Below are 22,956 nucleotides of genomic sequence, written 5' to 3'. Positions count from 1 at the left end.
TGCGCCGGAAGGCGGACGCGGCGAGGCAGGTTGTGCCGGGGTCGGCAGGCTCGGCATCGTCGCAGTTCAGAGGCGTACGAAGCGGACAGTGACGTGTCGGTTACCTGTCGGTAGAGGAACATTCCGCTGTGGTGAAGGGCACGGATAAAACGGTCACTCCGGGCGGTCGGAGGGAACGCGGTGCGTGACCACCACCCCGTCCCGGTGCAGTTGCGTCCTCCGCTGCGGCGTCAGCCCCGCCTCGCGCAGCAGCGCGTCCGTGTGCTCGCCGAGCTCCGGGATCGCACCCATGCGCGGTTCCGGACCTTCGGGGAAGGTGATCGGCGGCATCATCGCCCGCAACGGCCCCACGGGCGACGCGACGTCGCGCCAGCGGTCGCGGGCCGCCAGCTGAGGGTGGGCGGCCAGATCCGCGACGGTGTTCAGCCGCGCGCAGGCGATGCCCGCCGCCTCCAGCCGTGCCACGGCCTGCCCGGTGTCCAGCCGGGCCAGCGCCTGCGCGACCACCGCGTCCGTCCTGCCGCGGTTGGCCGTGCGCGCCTTGTTGGTCGCGAAGGCCGGATCGGCGCCCAGCTCGGGGCGGCCCAGCACCTGCTCGGCCAGCCGCTGCCACTCACGGTCGTTCTGCACCGAGAGCAGCACCTGGCCGCCGTCCGCCGTCGGATACGCGTCGTAGGGCGAGATGACCGCGTGGGCCACACCCGTACGCGCCGGGGCCTCACCCCCGTGCATCCCGTGGTGCAGCGGATGCCCCATCCACTCCGCGAGCGACTCCAGCATCGAGATCTCCACCGGCCCGCCGCGCCCGGTCGTGCCCCGCCGCAGCAGCGCCGCCAGCACCCCGGAGAAGGCGTACATCGCCGCCGCGACGTCCGCCGCCGGAATGCCCGCCTTCACCGGCTGCTCCGCGGTGCCGGTCACGGACACCAGCCCCGCCTCGCACTGGACGAGCATGTCGTACGCCCGCTTGTGCGCGTACGGCCCGTCCGCGCCGTATCCGGAGATGTCCACCGCGACCAGCCGTGGATGCGCGGCGCAGAGCGTGGCGGCGTCCAGGCCGAGCCGGGCGGCGGCGCCCTGCGCCAGGTTCTGCACGAAGACGTCCGCGTCCGCGATCAGCCGGCGCACCACCTCCAGGCCGCGCGGGTCCTTGAGGTCCACGGCGAGGGACTCCTTGCCGCGGTTGCACCAGACGAAGTGTGACGCGAGCCCGTTGGCCGCGGTGTCGTAGCCGCGGGCGAAGTCCCCGCCGTCGGGGCGCTCCACCTTGATGACACGGGCGCCGAGGTCGGCGAGCTGGCGGGTGGCGAACGGAGCCGACACGGCTTGTTCGACAGCGACGACGGTGATGCCTTCGAGGGGCAGCGGCTGGCTCATGACAGCCGTACCTATCGTGTAGACGACACCTTTGTCATCCCCGTGTCATCGCGGGCGGTTCGGCCGGGGCTCGCGTCGTCCTGGCGGCCACCCGCGCCCAGGTGTTTCGACCTAGAGCAGCGCGAACTGCCCCTCCGGGCCCTCCTCGTGGTGGTCGAGCACAGAGGCGGGCCGCCTGGCGGCCTCCGGCACCGGCGCGAGGCGCAGGTCGCCCGGCTCGGTGCGGTCGATCTCCTCGGCCAGCGCCGGCCGCCGGTCCTCCAGCGGGGCCAGCAGCGCGAGAACGGTGATCAGCTCCAGCAGCTCCGACGTCCACTCCTGGGGCCATACGGCGGGCCGGATCGCCTCCAGCGTGCCCGGCTCGGGCTCCGTCGTACGCCGCTCGAACCAGTGCTCGAGCACCCGCACCCCGCCCACCTGGAAGTCCCAGGCCTCCGCCGGCACCGGAGAGATCCGTCCCTCGCCGAGGAGGAGCGCCTCCTCGTCGGAGTCGTACGCCATCGCCTTCGGCCGTGCCGGGAGCGCGGCCCGCACATAGGGCCGCCGGCCGCCGGGGAGCCTCGGCCGCTCGCCGTCCCGGGCGCCTCTGAGCTGGATGCCGACGAGGCGCCGCCCCAGCTCCACGCCGCGCCCCCAGACCGCGGGGTCCGAGGTGAAGGGCACCACACAGCCCTTGGCGGTGGAGCGGCCGGCGGCGGCAGTCCACGCGAGCACGTCCTCGGGCCCGACGCCGGCGCCGTAGCGGTCCCGGAGGGCCTCCAGCACGCCCGGCGCGAGATTGGGTTCACGTCCGCCGGGCCGCCGGTACAGGGGGCGTATCCGCCCGGGCCGTCCGGCCGGCGAGCGCCCCTCGGGAAGCGCGCCGCTGACCAGTACGGCGGGCCCGCCCGCTCCCGGCACATGGCCCTGTTCGACGGCGAAGAGCTGCTGCCCGTCGGCGACCCGCCACAACTCCGGCCTGGCGACGTCCACCAGCCGGTGGTCCGGGACGATCCACTGCTCGTCGAACGCCCCGTGCGCGATCCGCACCGGCTCCGGGCAGTCCCCGTGCTCCTTCGCGAACCGCCCGGTCCCGGTCACCTGCCCCGGCAGGGCGGCCACCGAACTGTCCAGGCTCCGCGCCCGGGTCTCCCCGAACAGCGCCGCCCGCTCCTCGCCCGTGGCCGCGACCAGCGTGTCCCAACGTGACCTGAGCGTCCGGGCGTCGGGGGCGACCACCCAGCCGCGGCCCAGCCGCAACGGCCCGGTGGACCAGGGCATGAGGTCGTCCAGCAGCATGGTGGCGCTCACTGCGCCTCGACGGTCACCGAGAACGAGAACCGGTCACCCCGGTACCGGATCCGTGCCACGTCCACCACCCGCCCCTCCTCGTCGTACGTCACACCCGTGTAGTGGAGGATCGGGGACAGCAGGGGCACCTGAAGCAGCTCCGCCGTCTCCGGGTCGGCGAGCCGCGCCTCCACCGTGTCCGTGATGCGGCTGATCCGTACCCCGACGGCATCGCGCAACACCTTGGTCATCGGCCAGCGTTCCAGGTCCGCGACCTCCAGCCGCGCCGCGACGTCCGGCCGTACCGCGTTCTCCGCCCAGTTCGTCGGCTCCCCGCTGTCGCCGTCGCACCGCAGCCTCCGGTACGTGACGACCTCGTCCGTGTCGGGGAAGTACTCGGCGAGGCCGCCGGGCACGGGCTCGGTGGCGTGCCCCAGGATCGTCGTCCGCTCGCCCGACTGCTGGGCCACGATCGCGTCGATCGAGCCCAGCAGCCGCCTGGGCGCGCCCCGCCGCGCCCCCGGTTCGATGAAGGTGCCGCGCCGGCGGTGCCGGCTGATCAGGCCTTCCGTCTCCAGCTCCTTGAGCGCCTGCCGCATGGTCAGCACGCTCACCCCGTAGTGCTCGGCGAGCTGCTCCTCCGTCGGCAGCCGCAGCGGGTCGTGCGGTCTGCGGCCCAGTATGGAGGCGCGGAGCGACTGCGAGACCTGGTACCAGAGCGGCAGCTTGCGGTTCAGGACGAGCGAGTCGGGGGCGAAGGCGGTCACGGCAACTCCGTATCAGATCCGGCCTCAGGACCGGAAGTGGCGCTCCAGACCCTGCCACACGTCGTCGTACGCCCTCTGCAGGTGGTCCGCGTTCGCCGCTTCGGCGGTCGCGGTCACCGGCCAGCGCGTCTCGAACATGAACGCCAGGCCGTCGTCGATCTTCTGCGGCTTCAGCTCGGCCGCGCTCGCCCTGTCGAACGTCTCCCGGTCGGGGCCGTGCGCGGACATCATGTTGTGCAGCGACCCGCCGCCCGGGACGAAGCCTCCCTTGCCGGCGGTCTTGGCGTCGTAGGCGCCCTCGATGAGCCCCATGTACTCGCTCATCACGTTGCGGTGGAAGTAGGGCGGGCGGAAGGTGTCCTCGCCCACCAGCCAGCGCGGGGCGAACACCACGAAGTCCACGCCCGCCAGCCCCGGGGTGTCGCTGGGGGACGTCAGCACGGTGAAGATGGACGGGTCGGGGTGGTCGTAGGAAATGGTCCCGAGGACGTTGAACGCCCGCAGGTCGTAGACGTAGGGCACATGGTTCCCGTGCCAGGCGACGACATCGAGCGGGGAGTGGTCGTAGGTGGCGGTCCACAGATTGCCGCAGAACTTGTTGACGACCTCGACCTGCCCCTCGACGTCCTCGTACGCCGCGACCGGTGCCCGGAAGTCCCGTGCGTTGGCGAGCCCGTTGGCGCCGATCGGCCCGAGGTCCGGGAGCTGGAAGGCCTGCCCGTAGTTCTCGCAGACGTAGCCGCGGGCGCTCTCGTCGAGCAGCTCGACACGGAAGCGCACCCCGCGCGGCACGAGCGCGACCTCGCCGGGCCCGACGCACAGCAGCCCCAGCTCCGTACGGAGCAGCAGCCCGCCCCGCTCGGGCACGATCAGCAGCTCGCCGTCCGCGTCGCTGAACACCCGTCGTTCCATGGACGCGTTGGCGTGGTACAGGTGCACGGCCATGCCGGTGCGCTGGGTGGCGTCCCCGTTCCCGCCGAGGGTCCACAGACCGGCCAGCCAGTCGGTGCCGGGCGCGGGCTCCGGCAGCGGATCCCAGCGGAGCCGGTTCGGGTCGGGCACGGTCTCGGTGAAGGGAGCGGTGTGCAGGGCGCCGTTGCCGCTGCGGACGAACGGCGGGTGCGCGGCCGAGGGCCTGATCCGGTAGAGCCAAGAGCGCCGGTTCTGGGCGCGCGGCTCGGTGAACGCGGTGCCGCTGAGTTGCTCCGCGTACAGCCCGAGCGGGGCCCGCTGGGGGGAGTTCCGCCCGTACGGCAGGGCGCCGGGGACGGCCTCCGAGCTGTGTTCATTGCCGAAGCCCGACAGGTACTCCAGCCCTTCGGCCGTCTTCCGTGCCTGCTCGATGCCGCTCATCCGCACTCCCGATGCGTCGGTCCCAAGGAATCCTATGGTCGACAGTAGGATTCCGGCGCGGCCCCGTCAACGGGACCACTCGGCCATCCGGCGACACCCCACGGCCGCGCGGGGGCGGCATCATGGGGCGATGCCCTCAGGTCACTCCCTCCGCCGTACGCCCGTACAGCAGCGCAGCGCCGAGCGGCTGACCCGGATCCTGGACGCCTGCGCCCAGCTCCTCGACGAGACCGGCTACGAAGGGCTGTCCACGCGCGCGGTCGCGGCCCGCGCCGAGGTGCCCATCGGCTCCGTCTACCGCTTCTTCGGCAACAAGCGGGCCATGGCCGAGGCCCTCGCCGCGCGCAACCTCGACCGGTACGCCGAGCGCGTCGGGGCGCGGATCGCCGGGATGCCGGCCGCGGACTGGCGGGGCGCGGTCGACGCCGTGCTCGACGAGTACCTGGCCATGAAACGGGCCGTGCCCGGCTTCGCGCTGATCGACTTCGGCTACCGGATCCCGGTGGCCGCACCCGCCTCGGGCGCCAACCACGAGGTCGCCGACCGGCTCACCGACCTGCTCGCCGCACACCTCGGCCGCAGCGCGGACCCGGTGCTGCGCCGCACCACGCTCGTCGCGGTGGAGGCGACGGACGCGCTGCTGCAACTGGCCTTCCGCGTCGACCCGTCGGGCGACGCGGGGATCATCGCCGAGACGAGGGAGCTGCTGTACGCGTATCTGGCCCGGGTGCTGGACTGATCCCCCTCCGGGCCTCGACGGGTGAGTTCCGCCGCTTGCCACACACGTCGCGCGCCCCTGCGGTTCACCGCCGGGGCGCCCCAGGGCCTCCCCAGCATGCGTACCGGTCGGTATGCTCAGGGGCGCCCGCGCGTCACCGCTGCCGCCGCCCCGGGAGGGCTCCATGACAGGAACCGACGCCACCCGCACGGCCCCGCGCATCTGCCCCCTGTGCGAGGCCACCTGCGGACTGACCCTCACCATCGGACGCGACGGAACGGGGGAGAAGGTCACCGGCGCCCGCGGGGACCGCGACGACGTCTTCAGCCGGGGATTCATCTGCCCGAAGGGCGCCTCCTTCGGGGAACTGGACTCCGACCCCGACCGGCTGCGGACCCCCCTCGTCCGTGACGAGCACGGCGAACTGCGCGAAGCCACCTGGGACGAGGCCTTCGACGCCGTCGCCACCCGGATACGCCCGCTGATCGAGCGGTACGGACCGAACGCCGTCGGCGTCGTCCTCGGCAACCCGAACGTCCACACCATGGCCGGCGGGCTCTACCCGCCCGTCCTGCTGTCCACGTTGCGCACCCGCAACCTCTTCACCGCCAGCACCCTCGACCAGATGCCCAAGCACGTCTCGAGCGGACTGCTCTTCGGCAGCGCGGGCGCCATCCCCGTACCCGACCTGGACCGTACGGACCATCTGCTGCTCCTCGGCGCCAACCCGCTCGACTCCAACGGCAGCCTGTGCACCGCACCCGACTTCCCGGGCAAGCTCAAGGCACTGCGCCGGCGCGGAGGCCATCTCACCGTCGTCGACCCGCGCCGTACCCGCACCGCGCGGCTCGCCGACCGCCATGTCGCGATACGCCCCGGCACGGACGCGCTTCTGCTGGCCGCCCTCGCCCAGGTCCTGTTCGAGGAGGACCTCACCGATCTCGGGGCGCTCGCCGCGCAGGTCGAGGGCGTCGACGAAGTCCGGGAGGCCGTAAGGGCGTTCACTCCCGAGGCGGTCGCCGAGGCGTGCGACATGGACGCCGGGGCGATCCGGACGATCGCGCGCGAGCTCGCCGCCGCCCCGACCGCCGCCGTCTACGGCCGCATCGGCAGCTGCACCGTCGAGCACGGCACCCTCGCCAGCTGGCTCGTGGACGTCCTCAACATCCTGACCGGCAACCTCGACCGGCCCGGCGGTGTCCTGTTCCCGCTCGCCGCCCACGACCGGGCACCCCGGCCCGCCGGCCTGCCGGCCGTCCCCGGCAAGGGATTCGCACTGGGCCGCTGGAGCAGCAGGGTCGCCGGCCACCCCGAGGCCAAGGGAGAACTGCCGATCACCGTGCTCGCCGAGGAGATCGAGACACCCGGCGAAGGCCGCATCCGCGCGGTGATCGCGATCGCCGCCAACCCCGTGCTCTCCGCACCCGACGGCGACCGCCTCGACCGCGCGCTGCCCGGACTCGACCTCATGGTCAGCATCGACCCGTATCTGAACGAGACCTCGCGCCACGCCGACGTCGTGCTGCCCCCGCCGCCGCCGTCCCGCAGCGCGCACTTCGACTTCGCCTTCAACGCCCTCGCCGTCCGCAACCAGGTCCGCTACACGCCCGCCGCCGTTCCCCTCGACGCCGGCGCGATGGACGAGTGCGAGATCCACGCCCGGCTGATCCTCGCCGTGAGCGGGATGCACGGGGCCGACCCGTCGGCCGTCGACGACATGGTCGTCGCGGGCTCACTCGCCAAGGCCGTCGCAGACCCCCACTCGCCGGTCCATGGCCAGGACCCCGAGGAGCTCGCAGCCGGGCTGGGCGGCCGCAGCGGCCCCGAGCGGAGGCTTGACATGATGCTGCGCCTCGGCCCGTACGGCCTCACCCTCGACGACCTGCTCGCGCAGCCGCACGGCATCGACCTCGGCCCGCTGCGGCCCCGGCTGTCCCAGGTCCTCAGGACCCGCAGCGGACGCGTCGACCTGCTGCCCGCGCCCATCGCCGCCGATCTGCCGCGACTGCGGCGCGCCCTGGGGGTGCGGGACGACCGGCTCGTCCTGGTCGGCCGCCGTCATCTGCGCTCCAACAACAGCTGGATGCACAACGTCGCCACCCTCAACGGCGGTTCCAACCGCTGCACCCTCCAGGTCCACCCGGCCGACGCGGCCCGCCTCGGACTCGACGACGGGGCCACCGCCCGGATCAAGGCGGCCGGAGGAGAGCTGGAGGTCCCCGTCGAGATCACCGACGACGTACGCACGGGAGTGGTGAGCCTGCCGCACGGCTGGGGCCACGACCGCGCCGGCACCCGGATGTCGGTGGCGGCGGCTCGCCCGGGGGTCAACGTCAACCAGCTGCTCGACGGCTCGCTGCTCGACCCGCTGTCCGGCACGGCCGTCCTCAACGGCTTCGCCGTGGAGCTGGCCCCTGCCCGATGACCTGGGGTTTTGCGCTTATTGCTCACACGTCAACGTCTTGTTAACGCGGAAGAACGGCACCTAACGTCATCCGGACCGCCGGCTCCGGTGGGAGTTCAAGGATGAACGTGAGGTGCCCCCCATGCTGACAATCCTCGGCTTCGCCATGATCGCGACCTTCCTGGTCCTGATCATGATGAAGAAGATGTCGCCGATCGCGGCGCTCGTTCTGATCCCCGCGCTCTTCTGCGTCATCGTCGGACAGGGTGCGAAGCTCGGGGACTACGTCCTGGAAGGGGTCGGCAACCTCGCGCCCACCGCGGCGATGCTGATGTTCGCCATCGTCTACTTCGGCGTGATGATCGACGTCGGCCTGTTCGACCCGATCGTGCGGGGCATCCTGCGCTTCTGCAAGGCGGACCCGATGCGTGTCGTGGTCGGCACGGCCCTGCTCGCCGCGATCGTGTCGCTGGACGGCGACGGCTCCACCACGTTCATGATCACCGTCTCGGCGATGTACCCGCTCTACAAGCGCCTCGGGATGAGCCTCGTGGTGATGACCGGCGTCGCCGCCACCGCGAACGGAGTGATGAACACCCTGCCGTGGGGCGGGCCGACCGCCCGTGCCGCGACCGCGCTCAAGCTCGACGCCGGTGACATCTTCGTGCCGATGATCCCCGCGCTCGGCGTCGGACTGCTCTTCGTCTTCGTCCTCGCGTACGTTCTCGGCCGCCGCGAGCGCAAGCGCATCGGCTATCTGACGCTGGACGAGGCGCTGGAGCCGGAGACCGAGACCGTGCTGGTGAAGGCGGGCGGCGCAGGCGACCGTACGACGACGGACCAGGCGTCCGCCGCGAGCGGGGTCGAGGGTTCCGCCACCTCCGGCACCGTCGCCGCCGGTACCGGTACCGCCACCTCCGGCACCGGCAGCGGGGACTCCGGCGACGACGAGGGCTTCCAGGGCCTGGACCCCAGGCGCGGGACCCTGCGCCCGGGCCTGTACTGGTTCAACGCCTCGCTCACCGTCGTCCTGCTCGCCTCGATGATCATGGAGCTGCTGCCGATCCCCGTGCTGTTCCTCCTCGGCGCCGCCCTCGCCCTCACCGTCAACTTCCCGAAGATGGCCGACCAGAAGGCCCGTCTCGCCGCCCACGCGGACAACGTCCTCAACGTCTCGGGCATGGTCTTCGCCGCCGCCGTCTTCACCGGAGTCCTCACCGGCACCGGCATGGTCAAGCACATGGCCGACTGGCTCGTCGGCGCCATCCCCGCGGGCATGGGCCCCCACATGGCGCTCGTCACCGGTCTGCTGAGCCTCCCGCTCACCTACTTCATGTCGAACGACGGCTTCTACTTCGGCGTCCTCCCCGTCCTCGCCGAAGCCGGCGCGGCACACGGAGTCTCCCCGCTGGAGATCGCCCGCGCCTCCCTCGCCGGCCAGGCGCTGCACATGTCCAGCCCGCTCGTCCCCGCCGTGTACGTCCTCGTCGGCATGGCCAAGGTCGAGTTCGGCGACCACACCAGGTTCACGGTGAAGTGGGCCGCGCTCACCTCCCTCGTGGTGCTCGGGGCCGGAATCCTCTTCGGCATCATCTGATGCGACGCGGCTGGCTCCTGCGCCTCGTCATCGCCTTCGGCTTCGCGCAGGGGGCGGTGTCGATGGCCCGCCCGGCCGTCTCGTACCGGGCCCTCGCCCTCGGCGCCGACGAGCGGGCGATCGGTGTCATCGCGGGGGTGTACGCCCTGATCCCGCTGTTCGCCGCCGTACCGCTGGGCCGCCGCACCGACCACGGCCGGTGCGCACCGCTCCTGCCCCTGGGCGTGGCGCTGATCTCCGGTGGCTGCGCGCTGAGCGGCCTGGCCGGTTCCCTGACCGCCATGGCGGCCTGGAGCGGCGTCATGGGCCTCGGTCATCTGTGCTTCGTGATCGGCGCCCAGTCGATCGTCGCCCGGCAGTCCGCGCCCGACGAACAGGACCGTAACTTCGGCCACTTCACGATCGGCGCCTCGCTCGGCCAGCTCGTCGGCCCGATCGCCGCAGGGGCGCTGATCGGCACCGACATGGCCCGGACGAGCGCACTGGCCCTGCTCGTCTCCGCGACGGTGGCGGCGGCCGCCGCCACCTCGCTGTGGCGGATCGAGCACCGCACGGCCGGCGTTCGCCGTACGGCGCGCACCTCGGTGCCGTTGCACCGCATCCTGCGGACGCGGGGTGTACCCGCCGGAATCGTCATCAGCCTGGCCGTGCTGTCGGCGACCGACATCCTGACCGCCTACCTCCCGGTGATCGGCGAGCACCGGGGCATCGCCCCGTCCGTCGTCGGGCTGCTGCTGAGTCTGCGGGCGGCCGCGACGATCGCCTGCCGGCTGGTCATGACCCCGATGATCCGGATCATGGGCCGCACGGTCCTGCTCACCGTGACCTGCCTGCTCGCCGGGCTGTTGTGCGCGGGCCTGGCGCTGCCCGTTCCGGTGTGGGCGCTCGCCGCGATGCTCGCGGTACTCGGCTTCTGCCTCGGCGTCGGCCAGCCGCTGTCCATGACGACCGTCGTGCGCGCCGCCCCGGCCGGTGCCCGCTCCACCGCGCTCGCACTGCGCCTCACCGGCAACCGCCTCGGCCAGGTCGCGGCTCCCGCCTCCGCCGGTCTGGTCGCGGGATTCGCGGGCACGGCCGCGCCGTTCGTGATGCTGGGACTGCTCCTCGTCGCGGCGGCGGGGCTGGGGCTACGGGCCGGACGCGACGCTGAACACGGCGGCCGAACGGTACGTACTACCGGGCACCCGGGAAAGCGTCTGCCTCAACGACAGGAGCGGCAATGAGCGATGGTGACGGGCCGATCATGAAGGGCCTCCCGGACGGTGGGGCCGAACTGTCCGTGGTGCTGAGGCTCCGCTGGGACGACGTGGCCGCGCTGGGCCGCGAGGCCAGCCGGCTGGCGGAGCAGCGGGGGGAGCCGGTGAGCCTCGACGAGGCGGCCAGCCACCGGCTGCGTACCTGGTCCTCGGTGGCGAAGTCCCCCGAGGACAAACCCCAGCCCGCCCAGGCGGCGATCCCCGCGGCCCAGCAGGTGGACCGCACCCGCGCCCAGGTCGCGTCCATCTCCCCGCCGGTCGCCCGCCAGATGCAGGCACCCCCGTCGGCCCTGGGCCAGACCCCGGCCTGACCTGCCGGCCACGGGCACCGCCCTGACCGCCGAGCGGCCCGGTCACGGCTGGGCGGGGTGGGGGGAGAATCACACCCTCCGCCCCCGCCCACCCTGGCGCCCAAAAACTAACACCGCTAGTTTGGAGCGTGGACGGACCCCGCCACGCCCGAAGGAGACTCGCGGATGAAGGCCCACGACGGGATGTACATCGGCGGCACGTGGCGCCCCGCCGCCACCGCCGACACCATCGCGGTGGTGAATCCCGCGGACGAGCAGATCATGGCCCACGTCCCCGCCGGCACCCCGGACGACGTCGACGCCGCCGTACGAGCCGCCCGCGCGGCCTTCCCCGGCTGGGCCGCCACCGCGCCCGCCGACCGCGCCGCACGCCTCGCCGCGCTCCGGGACGTCCTCGCCGCCCGCCAGGGAGAGATCGCCGAGACCGTCACCACCGAACTCGGCGCCCCGCCGAAGCTCGCCGCGACCGTCCACGCGGGCCTGCCGCTCCTCGTCGCCGGCTCGTACGCCGAGCTGGCCGCCACGTATGCCTTCGAGGAGGAGGTCGGCAACTCCACCGTCCTTCACGAACCCGTCGGCGTCGTCGGCGCGATCACGCCCTGGAACTATCCGCTCCACCAGATCGTCGCCAAGGTCGCCCCCGCGCTCGCCGCCGGCTGCACCGTCGTGCTGAAGCCCGCCGAGGACACCCCGCTCACCGCACAGCTCTTCGCCGAGGCCGTCGACGAAGCGGGGCTTCCGGCCGGGGTGTTCAACCTCGTGACCGGTCTCGGCCCCGTCGCCGGCCAGGCCCTCGCCGAGCACCCGGACGTGGACCTGGTCTCCTTCACCGGCTCCACCGCCGTCGGCCGGCGGATCGGCGCGACCGCGGGCGGAGCGGTCAAGCGCGTCGCCCTGGAGCTCGGCGGCAAGTCCGCCAACGTCATCCTGCCGGGCGCCGACCTCGCCCGCGCCGTCGCCGTCGGCATCGCCAACGTGATGGCCAACTCCGGCCAGACGTGCAGCGCCTGGACCCGGATGCTGGTGCACACGGACCAGTACGACGAAGCCGTGGCCCTGGCCGCCGAGGCCGTCGCCAAGTACACGCCCGGCGACCGTCTCGGACCGCTCGTCAACGCCCGCCAGCAGCAGCGCGTCCGCGGCTACATCGAACAGGGCGTCGCCGAGGGCGCCCGCCTCGTCGCCGGCGGCCCCGAGGCCCCGCGCGAGACGGGCTACTACGTCGCACCGACCGTCTTCGCCGACGTCACCGCGGAGATGACCATCGCCCAGGAGGAGATCTTCGGCCCGGTCGTCTCGATCCTGAGGTACGAGGACGAGGACGACGCCCTGCGGATCGCCAACGGCACGGTCTACGGGCTCGCGGGCGCCGTGTGGGGTCCCCGGGACGAGGCCGTGGCCTTCGCCCGCCGCATGGACACCGGACAGGTCGACATCAACGGCGGCCGCTTCAATCCGCTGGCCCCGTTCGGCGGTTACAAACAGTCCGGAGTGGGCCGTGAACTGGGCTCCCACGGCCTCGCCGAGTATCTGCACACCAAGTCACTGCAGTTCTGAGCCCCCGCCCCGCCCCGCCCCCGCCTGAACCCCTCACTCCGTACTCCGTACTCCGAGCTCCGATCTCCGCATCGGCAAACCGGGAGACAACCACCGTGGTCCGTGCCGCCGTCCTGCCCGCCGTAGGTGCTCCGCTGGAGATCACCGGCATCGAGCTTCCCGAGCCGGGTCCCGGCCAGGTGAGGGTCCGCCTCGCCGCCGCCGGGGTCTGTCACTCCGATCTGTCCCTGTCCAACGGCACGATGCAGGTGCCGGTACCCGCCGTCCTCGGCCACGAGGGCGCGGGCACGGTTGTTTCCGTCGGTGACGGCGTCACCCAGGTCGCCCCGGGCGACCGCGTGGTACTCAACTGGGCCCCGTCCTGCGGTACGTGCCACCACTGCACGATCGGCGAGGTCTGGCTCTGCTCCTCCGCCCTCAAGGGCGCCGGCCGCATCCACGCGGTCGCCGAGGACGGGACCGAGCTGCACCCCGGCCTCAACGTCGCGGCGTTCGCCGAGGAGACCGTCGTGGCGGCCAACTGCGTTCTTCCGCTTCCGGACGGCGTTCCGCTCACCGACGCCGCGCTGCTCGGCTGCGCGGTCCTCACCGGCTTCGGCGCCGTCCACCACTCGGCCCGGGTCCGTGAGGGCGAGTCGGTCGTGGTCTTCGGCGCCGGCGGTGTCGGCCTCGCGACCCTTCAGTCGGCCAGGATCGCCGGGGCGTCGACGGTCATCGCCGTCGACGTGTCACCGGAGAAGGAGGAGCTGGCCCGCCGTGCCGGGGCCACCGAGTACGTCGTCGCCTCCGCCATCACCCCGAAGGAGATCCGCAAGCTGACCGGCGGTCAGGGTGCGGACGTGGCCGTCGAATGCGTCGGCCGCGCCGAGACGATCCGTGCGGCCTGGGAGTCGACGCGCCGCGGCGGCCGCACGACGGTCGTCGGGATCGGCGGCAAGGACCAGCAGGTCACGTTCAACGCCCTGGAGCTGTTCCACTGGGGCCGGACGCTCTCGGGCTGTGTCTACGGCAACTCCGACCCGGCCAGGGACCTGCCGGTGCTCGCGGAACACATCCGCGCGGGGCGGCTGGACCTGAGCGCCCTCATCACCGGGCGGATCGGACTCGACGGCATCCCGGCGGCCTTCGAGGCCATGCTCGCGGGCAAGGGCGGCAGGGCGCTGGTGGTCTTCTGACGGCCCGCTGACGGGGTCTTCCGGGAGGGGGGCCTCCCGGCAGGGTCTTTCGGGAGGGGTGAGCCTCTCGGCAGGGGTCTTTCGGTAGGGGAGTGCCTCCCGGCAGGGGTCCGCCGCGTAGGGGGCCTCCCCGCAGGGACCGGCGCGGCCGTCAGCGGCACGAACGGCGATTCCCGCATGCCCAGGCGTCGCCGGCGCCGGTCCGGCCTCGTCGTGGACGAGGCGGCACGCGCCGTCGAAGGCCGCCACCGGGTGGTCGTCACGGCGACCGGCCGCGGAACGCACGCGACCCGGGTTCGCCGGCCCGCGTCGGGCCCGATGCGTGCTCGACCGCGAACGCGTCGCCGCTCTCCAGCGCGGCCGTCGGCCCGTCGATATGCCGTCCACCGCCGCTGACCTGTAAGAACGCGACCTCGAAGCCCGGCCTGATGTCCTGCTGCCGGCAGGCCGCGGTCGCGGGCGGGTGCGAGAATGTCACGGCGCCCGCCCTCGCGCGGCCGGCGTACTACTGGCGGGTAATGATCGAGCAAAAACTCCTGCTGCGCGACCCGTTGACCGTCATACCACCCGGTCGGTACGGTCCCCGCACTCCTCGTCCCCCGCACCCATCGGAGTGTGCACGCATGGACACGGCACCCCCTTCCCCGCGCGCCGGCAAGCCGCAGGTGACCGCTCCCACCGACCGGCACCGTCGCCGCGTGGCCACCGCCGCCGCGCTCGCCTCCGCCGTCGAGTGGTACGACTACTTCGTCTTCGGCATCGCCGCCGCACTCGTCCTCGGTGATCTCTACTTCCCCGCGGGCAGCCCCTCGGCCGGAGTGCTCGCCGCCTTCGCGACCTTCGCGGTCGGCTTCCTCGCCCGTCCCGTGGGCGGCATCATCGCGGGCCACCTCGGCGACAAGCGCGGACGCAAGCCGATGCTCGTCCTCGCCCTCACCCTGATGGGCCTCGCCACCACCGGCATCGGCCTCCTGCCGACGTACGAGACGATCGGCATCGCCGCGCCGCTGCTGCTCGTGCTGCTCCGCGTCATGCAGGGCATCGCGGTGGGCGCCCAGTGGGGCGGCGCGATGCTGATGGCCACCGAGTACGCCCCGGAGGGCAAGCGCGGGCTGTACGGCAGCCTCGTCCAGCTCGGCGTGCCCATCGGTGTCGTCACCGCCAACACCGTGTTCCTCGCCGCCGGCGCCTTCACCGACGACTCCGCCTTCGCGTCCTGGGGCTGGCGGGTGCCGTTCCTGGTCGGCTTCCTCGTCCTCGGTCTCGCCTGGTACATCCACGCCCGCGTCGAGGAGACCCCCGAGTTCCGCGAGGCCGAACAGGCCCTTGCCGAGCAGGAGAAGGGCGAGCCGCGCTCCCCGCTGCGGACGATCCTCCGCAAGCACCTCGGCACGGTGTTCCTCGCCGGCGGCTCCTTCGCCGTGAACACCGCCACCTTCTACATCATCATCACCGGCGTACTGGACTACTCGACCCGTGAACTCGGCATGGAGCGCGACGCGGTGCTCATGGTCTCGCTCTGTGTGAGCCTCACCCAGCTCGCGCTCATACCCGCCGCCGCCGCACTCTCCGACCGCATCGGACGGCTGCGGATATACGCGGCGGGCGCGGTCGGCCTGCTGGTCTGGGCGGTCCCGCTGTTCCTGCTCATCGACACCAAGTCGCTGCTGTGGCTGGCCGTCGGCACCTTCGTCACCAGCTGCTTCCTCAGCATCATGTACGGGCCGCAGGCCGCGCTGTTCGCCGAGCTGTTCACCGCCGAGATGCGGTACACCGGCGCCTCGCTCGGCTACCAGATCGCCGCGGTGTTCGGCGGCGGCCTGGCCCCGTTCATGATGGTGCTCCTGCTGGAGGCGACCGGAACCTCGATGGCCGTCTCCGCCTACATCATCGGTCTCGCCGTCATCGCGCTCGTGTCGATCAGGGTTCTCGCGAAGCGCGCGGCTGCGCGGGCCTGACGCCGTCGTCGGCCCGGTCCCCCGCGGCGTCCGTCACGCCGGTCCGGTCCTCCCGGGCCGGCGTGCGGGACCTCGAACGCGACACGGCCACGCCCGCGAGGCAGATCGCGCCGCCGAGCATCGTGAGCCAGCCCGGCACCTCGTCGAGCAGGAGCCACGACATGAGCACCACGATCGCCGGCACCGCGTAGGTGGTCGCGCCCATCTTCCCCGCGGTGGTACGGGCCAGGGCGTACGCCCACGTCGTGAACGCCAACGCGGTCGGGAACACGCCCAGATACACCATGTTGAGCGTCGCCGACACGGGCGCTTCCGCGGCCTCGCGCACCAGCACCCCGGCGAACGGCAGGCAGGCCACCGCTCCGATCGCACAGCCCCAGGTCGTCACCTGCAGCGCGGACGCGTGCCGCAGCGCGGGCTTCTGGGCGACGACACCGCCCGCGTACGACACGGCGGCCAGCAGGCACAGCAGCACCCCCAGCACCGACGCCGAACCCTCGCCGGACATCGACAGGCCGACGACCACCGCACCCGCGAAGGACACGCCCATCCCCGCCAGCAGCCGCGGCGACAGCCCCTCCTTCAGCAGCCATCCGGCGAGCAGCGCCATCACCAGCGGCCCGACGTTGACGACCAGCGCCGCCGTGCCCGCGTCGACCTTCTGCTCGCCCCAGTTCAGGACCACCATGTACAGCCCGAACCAGAGCAGTCCGGATATCGCGATCCCGGGCCAGGCGGCCCTCGGCGGCGGTCCCTCCCTGCGTACGGCACAGATCACGCCCAGCACGAGGACCCCGGCGAGGAGCCGGCCGAGGGCGAGCGCACCGGGTGAGTACTCCGCACCGGCGCTGCGGATGGAGACGAAGGCCGAGGCCCAGAGGACGACGGTGGTCGCGGCCGCGGCGAAGGCGCGCCACTGGGTCGATGTCATGCCGCGACCGTACGCCGCCGGCGCTTGCGTGCCCACCGCAATATCCACCGGCCCGTACCCGCCCCTCCCGCATCGGGTCCGCAGCCCGCGCCGGCGCTACGGACCGTCCGCCGGGCCCTTCGGCGCCCGCGCGCCCCGCGCCCCCGCCTCGTACCGCACCGCAAGTCCGTCCAGCAGCGCCCGCAGCCCCGTCTCGAAGGCACCGTCGTCGACCTGCCGCTGCCGGTCGGCGAGGAGATGGGCCTGACCGAGGTGCGGGTAGTCGGCCGGGTCGTAGGCGGTCTCGTCGTCGACGAAGCCGCGGGCGAAGGAGCCGAGGGCCGAGCCGGTGATGAAGTAGCGCATCAGGGCGCCGATATGGGTGGCCTGGGCGGGGGGCCAGCCGGCGCGGACCATGGCGCCGAAGACGGCGTCGGCGACCTTGAGGCCGGCCGGGCGGCGGCCGGGGCCGCGGGCGAGGACGGGGACGACGTTGGGGTGGTCGGTGAGGGCCGCGCGGTAGGAGAGCGCCCAGTCGTGGAGCGCGGTGCGCCAGTCGCGGCCGTCCGTCTCGTCGAACATCGACAGATCGACCTTGGCGCTGACCGCGTCGGCCACGGCGTCCAGGATCTCGTCCTTGTTGCGGAAGTGGTTGTAGAGGGACGGGCCGCTCACGCCCAGTTCGGCGGCGAGCCGGCGGGTGGAGACCGCGTCCAGGCCCTCCGCGTCCACGAGCGCGCTCGCCGTCCCGACGATGCGGTCGCGGCTGAGGAGGGGCTTGCGCGGTCGGGCCATGCGGCACATAGTAGGCCCTGCCGAACAGAAACTAGCAGTGATAGTTAAAGGCGGGATGGTCCGTGGTGAACCTGGAACTGAGCGGGGAGCAGCAGGCCGTCCGCGATCTCGCGCGCGACTTCGTCGAGCGCGAGATCAGCCCGCATGCCGTCGACTGGGACCGGTCCGAGAGCGTCGACAGATCGATCGTGAAGAAGCTGGGCTCGGTCGGCTTCCTCGGGCTCACCATCGACGAGGAGTACGGCGGCTCGGGCGGCGACCATCTCGCGTACTGCCTGGTCACGGAGGAGCTCGGACGCGGCGACTCATCGGTCCGCGGCATCGTCTCGGTCTCCCTCGGCCTCGTCGCCAAGACGATCGCGGCCTGGGGCGGCGAGGAGCAGAAGCGGCGGTGGCTGCCGCGGCTGACGGCGGGCGAGGCCCTCGGCTGCTTCGGTCTCACCGAGCCCGGCACCGGCTCCGACGCGGGAAATCTGACCACCCGGGCCGTGCGGGACGGCGGCGACTACGTGATCAACGGCTCGAAGATGTTCATCACCAACGGCACCTGGGCCGATGTCGTGCTGCTCTTCGCCCGCACCGACGACACCCCCGGCCACCGGGGCGTCTCCGCCTTCCTCGTACCCGCCGACACCCCCGGCCTGACCCGGCGCACCATCCACGGCAAGCTCGGCCTGCGCGGCCAGGCCACCGCCGAGCTGGTCCTCGAGGACGTCCGGGTGCCGGCCGGCGCTCTGCTCGGCCCGGAGGGCAAGGGCTTCTCGATCGCCATGTCCGCGCTCGCCAAGGGCCGGATGTCGGTCGCCGCGGGCTGTGTCGGCATCGCCCGGGCCGCGCTCGAGGCCGCCGTCGGCTACGCCGGCGAGCGTGAGCAGTTCGGCAAGCGGATCGCCTCGTACCAGCTGGTCCAGGAGCTGATCAGTGACACCGCCGTGGACGTGGACGCGGCGCGGCTGCTGACCTGGCGGGTCGCCGATCTCGTCGACCGAGGGGAGGACTTCGCCACCGCCGCGTCCAAGGCGAAGCTCTTCGCCTCCGAGGCGGCCGTCCGCGCGGCGAACAACGCGCTCCAGGTCTTCGGCGGCTACGGCTACATCGACGAGTACCCGGTGGGCAAACTGCTCCGCGACGCACGGGTGATGACCCTGTACGAGGGCACCAGCCAGATCCAGAAGCTGATCATCGGCCGGGCCCTGACCGGAGTCTCGGCCTTCTGACCGGCGGCCCCGATTCCGGGCCCGCACAAGAAGCCCCGACCGCGTTCTAAGCGCTTGCTCAGCTTCGGGGTATGGTGTTCGTCCCGCACTCACCGGGACGGCGGGCGGAAGGGGCGAGCCATGACTGCGGCGCAGGACACGACGAGCGAGGACATGCCCTGGGGTGAAGTCGCACCCGAGGCCGCGCGGAAGCTCCTCGTCGCCGCCGTGGAGGCCTTCGCCGAACGTGGCTACCACGCGACCACGACACGGGACATCGCGGGCCGCGCGGGGATGAGCCCCGCCGCGCTCTACATCCACTACAAGACCAAGGAAGAGCTGCTCCACCGGATCAGCCGGATCGGGCACGACCGGGCGCTGGAGGTCCTGTCGGCGGCCTCTGACGGCGGTGGCACGCCCAGCGAGCGGCTCGCCGAGGCGGTGAGCTCCTTCGTCGGCTGGCACGCCCGCCGGCACGACACCGCGCGGGTGGTGCAGTACGAGATCGACGCGCTCTCCGAGGAGCACCGCACCGAGATCGTGGAGCTGCGCCGCCGCAGCGACGCCGTCGTGCGCGAGATCCTGTGCGACGGTGTGGAGACCGGGGAGTTCGACGTCCCCGATGTGCCGGGCACCACGCTGGCCGTGCTGTCGCTCTGCATCGACGTGGCGCGCTGGTTCAACGTCCGGGGTCACCGGACGCCGGAAGAGGTCGGCGAGCTCTACGCCGACCTCGTCCTGCGGATGGTCTCCGCGCGCGCGTAGGGCCGTCGGGCTCAGAAGAAGTAGCGGGAGACCGACTCGGCCACGCACACCGGCTTGTCGCCGCCCTCGCGCTCCACGGTCACCAGGGCCGTCACCTGCACGCCGCCGCCCGCCTCCTCGACGCTCTTGAGGACGGCGGTCGCGCGCAGCCGCGAGCCGACCGGGACGGGGGCGGGGAAACGGACCTTGTTGGTTCCGTAGTTGATGCCCATCTTCATGCCCTCGACCCGCATGATCTGCGGGACGAGCGTCGGGAGCAGCGACAGCGTGAGATAGCCGTGCGCGATGGTCCTCCCGAAGGGCCCGGCCGCGGCGCGCTCGGGGTCCACGTGGATCCACTGGTGGTCGCCGGTCGCCTCGGCGAAGAGGTCGATGCGCTTCTGCTCGATCTCCAGCCAGTCGCTGTGGCCCAGTTGTTCGCCGACTCCGGCGGTCAGTTCCTCGGCGGACGTGAAGATCCTCGGCTCGGCCATGTCCCTGTTCCCTGCCTCTCACCCGGTCCGTGTGTGTCTAAGCGACTGCTTAGCATGGTCGGGGCGGCGGCGTCTGTCAACGCATCCGGCCGGCTCCTGCCGGGCCGGCGGCTATTCGGCCACGGACTCACGGGGCAGGAAGGTGGCGCCGATCGCGACGATCACCACCAGCGCCGCGATCACCAGCAGCACCACGGCCGGATCGAGACGCTCGTCCCGGATCATCCAGGCGCCGAGCAGACCGCCCGTGAACATTGCCGCCACCGAGGCGGCGCGCCGGATCTCGTTGCGCGCACCGGGCGCGATATGGCTGTCGAGGGCGAGGGGGGAGCCGCCGATCAGGGCGGTGAACGCCCGGGTGGTGACCGTGGTGGGCATACCCGGCACCCCCGCCCGCAGCGTGGAGACGTTCCGGACCCCCATGGCCAGCGCGACCAGCGCGGCCACCATGTAGTGCCGGTCGGTGAGCGACTCACCGCGCGATTCGATCTGCCACGCGGCCACCGCGGCGGTGGCCAGCAGCGCGGCCTCGACGACCAGCGCCTCCCTGAACCACCGGCGGCCGCGCACCTGTGCGCGCGACTCGTACCGGGAGGCGAGCACGGTACCCACGGTGAACCCCACCAGCGAGGCGAGACACGGGGCCACGGACAGGCCGGTGACTCCGGCGAGCGCGAAACCCATCAGCAGCATGTTGCCCGTCTGCACAGCGGTGAAGACCGGCCCCAGCACGAGGAAGCTGACCGCCTCGACCATTCCCGTCGTCATGGTGAGCGCCACCATCACCGAGGTCAGGAGCGAATCTCGTTTCGGCTTCACGGGCCGAGTCTCGGCCGGTGAAGTGGTCCGTACGGCCGATTGCGCCGACCGTGGGCCGGGCGGCCGGCCGGGTGGGCCCCGCGCACACGCCGGTGGCCCGGCGACGCCGGAACGCCTGGTGGCCCGCACCCCCGTGACGGGCCACCAGGCGCCGGACGGTCACTCGTACTCGGTGCCGCCCTTGCGGGTCAGATACGCCGGGCTGACGGCCTTGGCCATCGCCCGGCCGCCCACCACCGGGCTGTAGCGCCCGGTCGCGGACCGTATGACGAGGCCCTCGCGCAGATGCAGGTCCCGGCCCGAGACGGTTTCCCGGCCGCTCGCGAGCTCCAGGACCTTCTCCAGCGAGAAGGGGCCCTCGTACAGCCGTGGAACCAGGGGCAGTTCGCCGTCGAGCAGCTCCACCGCGTCCAGCCAGCGGACCTGGCCGTCGATCTCGGCCGACACGTCGAACACCGCGTAACCGAGCTTCGTGGAACGGGCGTCGGCACCGTACGACAGGTCCTGCACCCCCGCCCCGAACACCTCACCGAAGATGCCGACCCGGCGCGCCCCCAGCTTCGCGGCGAGCCGCGCGGCGACCTCCGCCACCGCGTGGCCGTGCACAGCGCGCCAGTACAGATTGCGCGGATCCTCCTTCAGCGCCAGGCCCTTCGCGCCGAACCCCTTCGACGACACCAGCACCTTCCCCCGCGGCTCGCCGGGCACGGCAGGGGCACCCGCCTCGTCGGCGACGTACGTCACCAGGCAGGCCGTCCCGTGGAGCTTCTCCGTCAGGACGACCGGCTCGCCCGGCTCGAAGATGTCCGGATAGCGCTGCAGGTTCTCGATGTCGACCCAGGGCAGCAGATCGGCCGCGGACTCCACGTCACCGCTCATCGTGGGCGGGATCGGCGGCGACCACTTCGTGATGCCCAGGAGCGCGGCGAAGTCGGTGCCGTCGGCGGCAGCGCGCTCCAGGTCGGTGCCGTCGAGCGCCCTCGGCCGGCACACGATCCCCTGCGACAGCTCGCCGCGCAGCCGCACCGCCTTGACTCGGTCCGAAGCCTTCCCGGCCAGCCGCCCGGTCAGCCCGAGCTCGTCGACCAGCGTGGCCGGCAGCACGGACTGCTCCGGGATGTAGACCGCGAAGTCCCCACTGCGGTAGGCACCCTTGGCGACCACGGCGCGATAGAGGCCCACCTGGGCCAGCTCGAGGGCGTCGGCTCGGGGATGCTCATGGATCGTCAGCGGCTCGGCGGTGACGCGCAGCGTGGACATGGTCGGGCTCCTCGGTCGTGTCTCACATCGCGCCCCACTGTGTCCGCGCGGAAACCCGATGGGCCACCGGATTTCGCGCTGGTAGCGTTGCGGCCCGCACCCGCACCCGCACCCGCACCCGCGGCCGGCGTCAGGCCGCGACCGAAGACGCAGGCCGCGACCGACGGCGCCAGGCCGCGACCGACAGCGCGGGGCGCCACCGCGGCGCGGGGGCCCGCGGCTCCACGGCCGAGGACCGGCCCCCGCGCGCATCGCGCTATGCCACCGAGGCCAGTTCCCAGCCCCGCACCCGCTTGGCGGCTCGCAGCGCGTCGTTCGTCAGCACCGGTTGGGGGACCACGACCCCGCACCCCGTGCACACCGGTCCGAACCACGGCTCGTTGTGAAGATCCTGCCGCCACACGATCCGGCGGCCCGCGCACACCGGACAGGCCGCCGCGGGCGCCGCACCCAGGGCGGCGATCAGCCGGCGCAGCACCTCACCCAGCGGATCCGACGGATGCACCCTCGGGTTGTCGCACCGGGCGATGCCGTTGCCGCCCCAGGTGCGCCGGTGCCAGTCGTCGATCGACCCGGGCCGCCGCAGCCCGTCGTGCTTCTCGCGCCTGCGCCGCTCCGCGAAACTCTTCTCGTACGCGAGCCACACGGCCCGCGCCTCCTCCAACTCGTCGAGCGCGGCCACCAGCCGCGCCGGATCGGGCTCCCGGTCGTCGGGCCCGAATCCATGCCTGGAACACAGATGGTCCCAGGTCGCCCGGTGCCCGTAAGGGGCGAACCGCTCCAGGCACTTGCGCAGTGAGTAGCGCCTGAGCGCCAGATCACCCCGCGGGTCGCGCACCTGTCTCGCAAGACTCCGGAAACCGGCCATCGCACTGCCACCTCCGTCGCTCGAACATCGTCGCTCGTACTTCCGCGTCGAGGAATGGACGTACGACTACCCCATCCGGCTCCCTCGAAAATTCGTCGGAACGCGGACCACCAACCGGAACAAGCCGG

General features: G+C 72.5%; 21 protein-coding genes. 10 read left to right on the top strand and 11 right to left on the bottom strand.

The genetic code is table 11. The features are described from left to right. Positions 1 to 153: 153 nt before the first annotated feature. The 4 genes from ACIQMR_RS09590 to hmgA form a co-directional block, all read right to left on the bottom strand. Positions 154 to 1,377 (bottom strand): CaiB/BaiF CoA transferase family protein, encoded by a 1,224-nt coding sequence (locus ACIQMR_RS09590; protein ID WP_401384848.1) that lies wholly within the window; start codon positions 1,375 to 1,377, stop codon positions 154 to 156. Positions 1,378 to 1,488: 111 nt separating this feature from the next. Then, positions 1,489 to 2,655 carry a type ISP restriction/modification enzyme gene (locus tag ACIQMR_RS09585; RefSeq protein ID WP_401384926.1) on the bottom strand — a complete coding sequence of 389 codons (1,167 nt, stop codon included), beginning with the start codon at positions 2,653 to 2,655 and terminating at the stop codon, positions 1,489 to 1,491. Positions 2,656 to 2,663: 8 nt separating this feature from the next. After that, the gene (locus tag ACIQMR_RS09580; protein ID WP_401384847.1) at positions 2,664 to 3,413 is read right to left on the bottom strand and encodes a GntR family transcriptional regulator; all 750 of its coding nucleotides are present in this window, start codon (positions 3,411 to 3,413) and stop codon (positions 2,664 to 2,666) included. Positions 3,414 to 3,437: 24 nt separating this feature from the next. Further along, positions 3,438 to 4,766 carry a homogentisate 1,2-dioxygenase gene (gene hmgA, locus ACIQMR_RS09575; RefSeq protein WP_401384846.1) on the bottom strand — a complete coding sequence of 443 codons (1,329 nt, stop codon included), beginning with the start codon at positions 4,764 to 4,766 and terminating at the stop codon, positions 3,438 to 3,440. A gap of 130 nt (positions 4,767 to 4,896) precedes the next feature. Between hmgA and ACIQMR_RS09570 the strand changes: the two genes are divergently transcribed. The 7 genes from ACIQMR_RS09570 (at position 4,897) to ACIQMR_RS09540 (ending at position 13,784) form a co-directional block, all read left to right on the top strand. Next, entirely contained in the window at positions 4,897 to 5,505 is a 609-nt protein-coding gene (locus ACIQMR_RS09570; protein WP_401384845.1) for a TetR family transcriptional regulator, read from the top strand. A 163-nt stretch (positions 5,506 to 5,668) separates the two neighbouring features. Then, a complete protein-coding gene (locus ACIQMR_RS09565; RefSeq protein WP_401384844.1) occupies positions 5,669 to 7,909 on the top strand; it encodes a molybdopterin-dependent oxidoreductase in 2,241 nt (746 codons plus the stop codon). Between the two features lie 121 nt (positions 7,910 to 8,030). Then, positions 8,031 to 9,485, top strand: a complete 1,455-nt coding sequence (locus ACIQMR_RS09560) for a CitMHS family transporter (protein ID WP_401384842.1) — start codon at positions 8,031 to 8,033, stop codon at positions 9,483 to 9,485. After that, a complete protein-coding gene (locus tag ACIQMR_RS09555) occupies positions 9,485 to 10,708 on the top strand; it encodes an MFS transporter (RefSeq protein ID WP_401384840.1) in 1,224 nt (407 codons plus the stop codon). The genes ACIQMR_RS09560 and ACIQMR_RS09555 overlap by 1 nt, the downstream gene beginning before the upstream one ends. Next, on the top strand, positions 10,705 to 11,052 hold the full coding sequence (locus ACIQMR_RS09550) for a hypothetical protein (protein ID WP_266375396.1): 348 nt from the start codon (positions 10,705 to 10,707) through the stop codon (positions 11,050 to 11,052). Before ACIQMR_RS09555 ends, ACIQMR_RS09550 begins: the two co-directional genes overlap by 4 nt. 165 nt (positions 11,053 to 11,217) lie before the next feature. Further along, entirely contained in the window at positions 11,218 to 12,609 is a 1,392-nt protein-coding gene (locus ACIQMR_RS09545) for an aldehyde dehydrogenase family protein (protein ID WP_401384838.1), read from the top strand. A 95-nt stretch (positions 12,610 to 12,704) separates the two neighbouring features. Beyond that, on the top strand, positions 12,705 to 13,784 hold the full coding sequence (locus ACIQMR_RS09540; protein ID WP_401384836.1) for a Zn-dependent alcohol dehydrogenase: 1,080 nt from the start codon (positions 12,705 to 12,707) through the stop codon (positions 13,782 to 13,784). 259 nt (positions 13,785 to 14,043) lie between these two features. Here ACIQMR_RS09540 and ACIQMR_RS09535 read toward each other — a convergent pair whose 3' ends face one another. Next, on the bottom strand, positions 14,044 to 14,262 hold the full coding sequence (locus ACIQMR_RS09535) for a hypothetical protein (protein ID WP_401384834.1): 219 nt from the start codon (positions 14,260 to 14,262) through the stop codon (positions 14,044 to 14,046). A 145-nt stretch (positions 14,263 to 14,407) separates the two neighbouring features. Here ACIQMR_RS09535 and ACIQMR_RS09530 point away from each other — a divergent pair, with 145 nt between their 5' ends. Next, the gene (locus ACIQMR_RS09530; RefSeq protein ID WP_266378190.1) at positions 14,408 to 15,742 is read left to right on the top strand and encodes an MFS transporter; all 1,335 of its coding nucleotides are present in this window, start codon (positions 14,408 to 14,410) and stop codon (positions 15,740 to 15,742) included. On the opposite strand, the gene ACIQMR_RS09525 is transcribed toward ACIQMR_RS09530, so the two are convergent. Together ACIQMR_RS09525 and ACIQMR_RS09520 are read right to left on the bottom strand one after the other, a co-directional pair. Then, positions 15,705 to 16,673 carry a DMT family transporter gene (locus ACIQMR_RS09525; protein ID WP_401384831.1) on the bottom strand — a complete coding sequence of 323 codons (969 nt, stop codon included), beginning with the start codon at positions 16,671 to 16,673 and terminating at the stop codon, positions 15,705 to 15,707. The genes ACIQMR_RS09530 and ACIQMR_RS09525 overlap by 38 nt on opposite strands. A 96-nt stretch (positions 16,674 to 16,769) precedes the next feature. After that, entirely contained in the window at positions 16,770 to 17,447 is a 678-nt protein-coding gene (locus ACIQMR_RS09520; RefSeq protein WP_401384829.1) for a TetR/AcrR family transcriptional regulator, read from the bottom strand. A gap of 65 nt (positions 17,448 to 17,512) precedes the next feature. Between ACIQMR_RS09520 and ACIQMR_RS09515 the strand changes: the two genes are divergently transcribed. After that, positions 17,513 to 18,664, top strand: coding sequence for an acyl-CoA dehydrogenase family protein (locus ACIQMR_RS09515; RefSeq protein ID WP_401384925.1), 1,152 nt, complete (start codon positions 17,513 to 17,515; stop codon positions 18,662 to 18,664). A gap of 120 nt (positions 18,665 to 18,784) precedes the next feature. After that, positions 18,785 to 19,408, top strand: a complete 624-nt coding sequence (locus tag ACIQMR_RS09510; protein WP_401384827.1) for a TetR/AcrR family transcriptional regulator — start codon at positions 18,785 to 18,787, stop codon at positions 19,406 to 19,408. An 11-nt stretch (positions 19,409 to 19,419) separates the two neighbouring features. On the opposite strand, the gene ACIQMR_RS09505 is transcribed toward ACIQMR_RS09510, so the two are convergent. From ACIQMR_RS09505 to ACIQMR_RS09490, 4 genes are all read right to left on the bottom strand, one after another. Then, positions 19,420 to 19,881, bottom strand: coding sequence for a MaoC family dehydratase (locus ACIQMR_RS09505; protein ID WP_266375410.1), 462 nt, complete (start codon positions 19,879 to 19,881; stop codon positions 19,420 to 19,422). 111 nt (positions 19,882 to 19,992) lie between these two features. Further along, positions 19,993 to 20,700, bottom strand: a complete 708-nt coding sequence (locus tag ACIQMR_RS09500; protein WP_401384825.1) for a YoaK family protein — start codon at positions 20,698 to 20,700, stop codon at positions 19,993 to 19,995. A 159-nt stretch (positions 20,701 to 20,859) separates the two neighbouring features. Continuing rightward, a complete protein-coding gene (locus ACIQMR_RS09495) occupies positions 20,860 to 21,960 on the bottom strand; it encodes an RNA ligase (ATP) (RefSeq protein ID WP_401384823.1) in 1,101 nt (366 codons plus the stop codon). A 256-nt stretch (positions 21,961 to 22,216) separates the two neighbouring features. Continuing rightward, positions 22,217 to 22,828, bottom strand: a complete 612-nt coding sequence (locus ACIQMR_RS09490) for a hypothetical protein (protein ID WP_266375418.1) — start codon at positions 22,826 to 22,828, stop codon at positions 22,217 to 22,219. Positions 22,829 to 22,956: the final 128 nt, after the last annotated feature.

The sequence above is a fragment of the Streptomyces sp. NPDC091376 genome (assembly GCF_044757085.1).
Taxonomy (GTDB): domain Bacteria; phylum Actinomycetota; class Actinomycetes; order Streptomycetales; family Streptomycetaceae; genus Streptomyces; species Streptomyces pratisoli.
The sequence above is the reverse complement of the archived record's forward strand: the minus strand, read 5'-3'. Positions and strand labels throughout refer to the sequence as shown.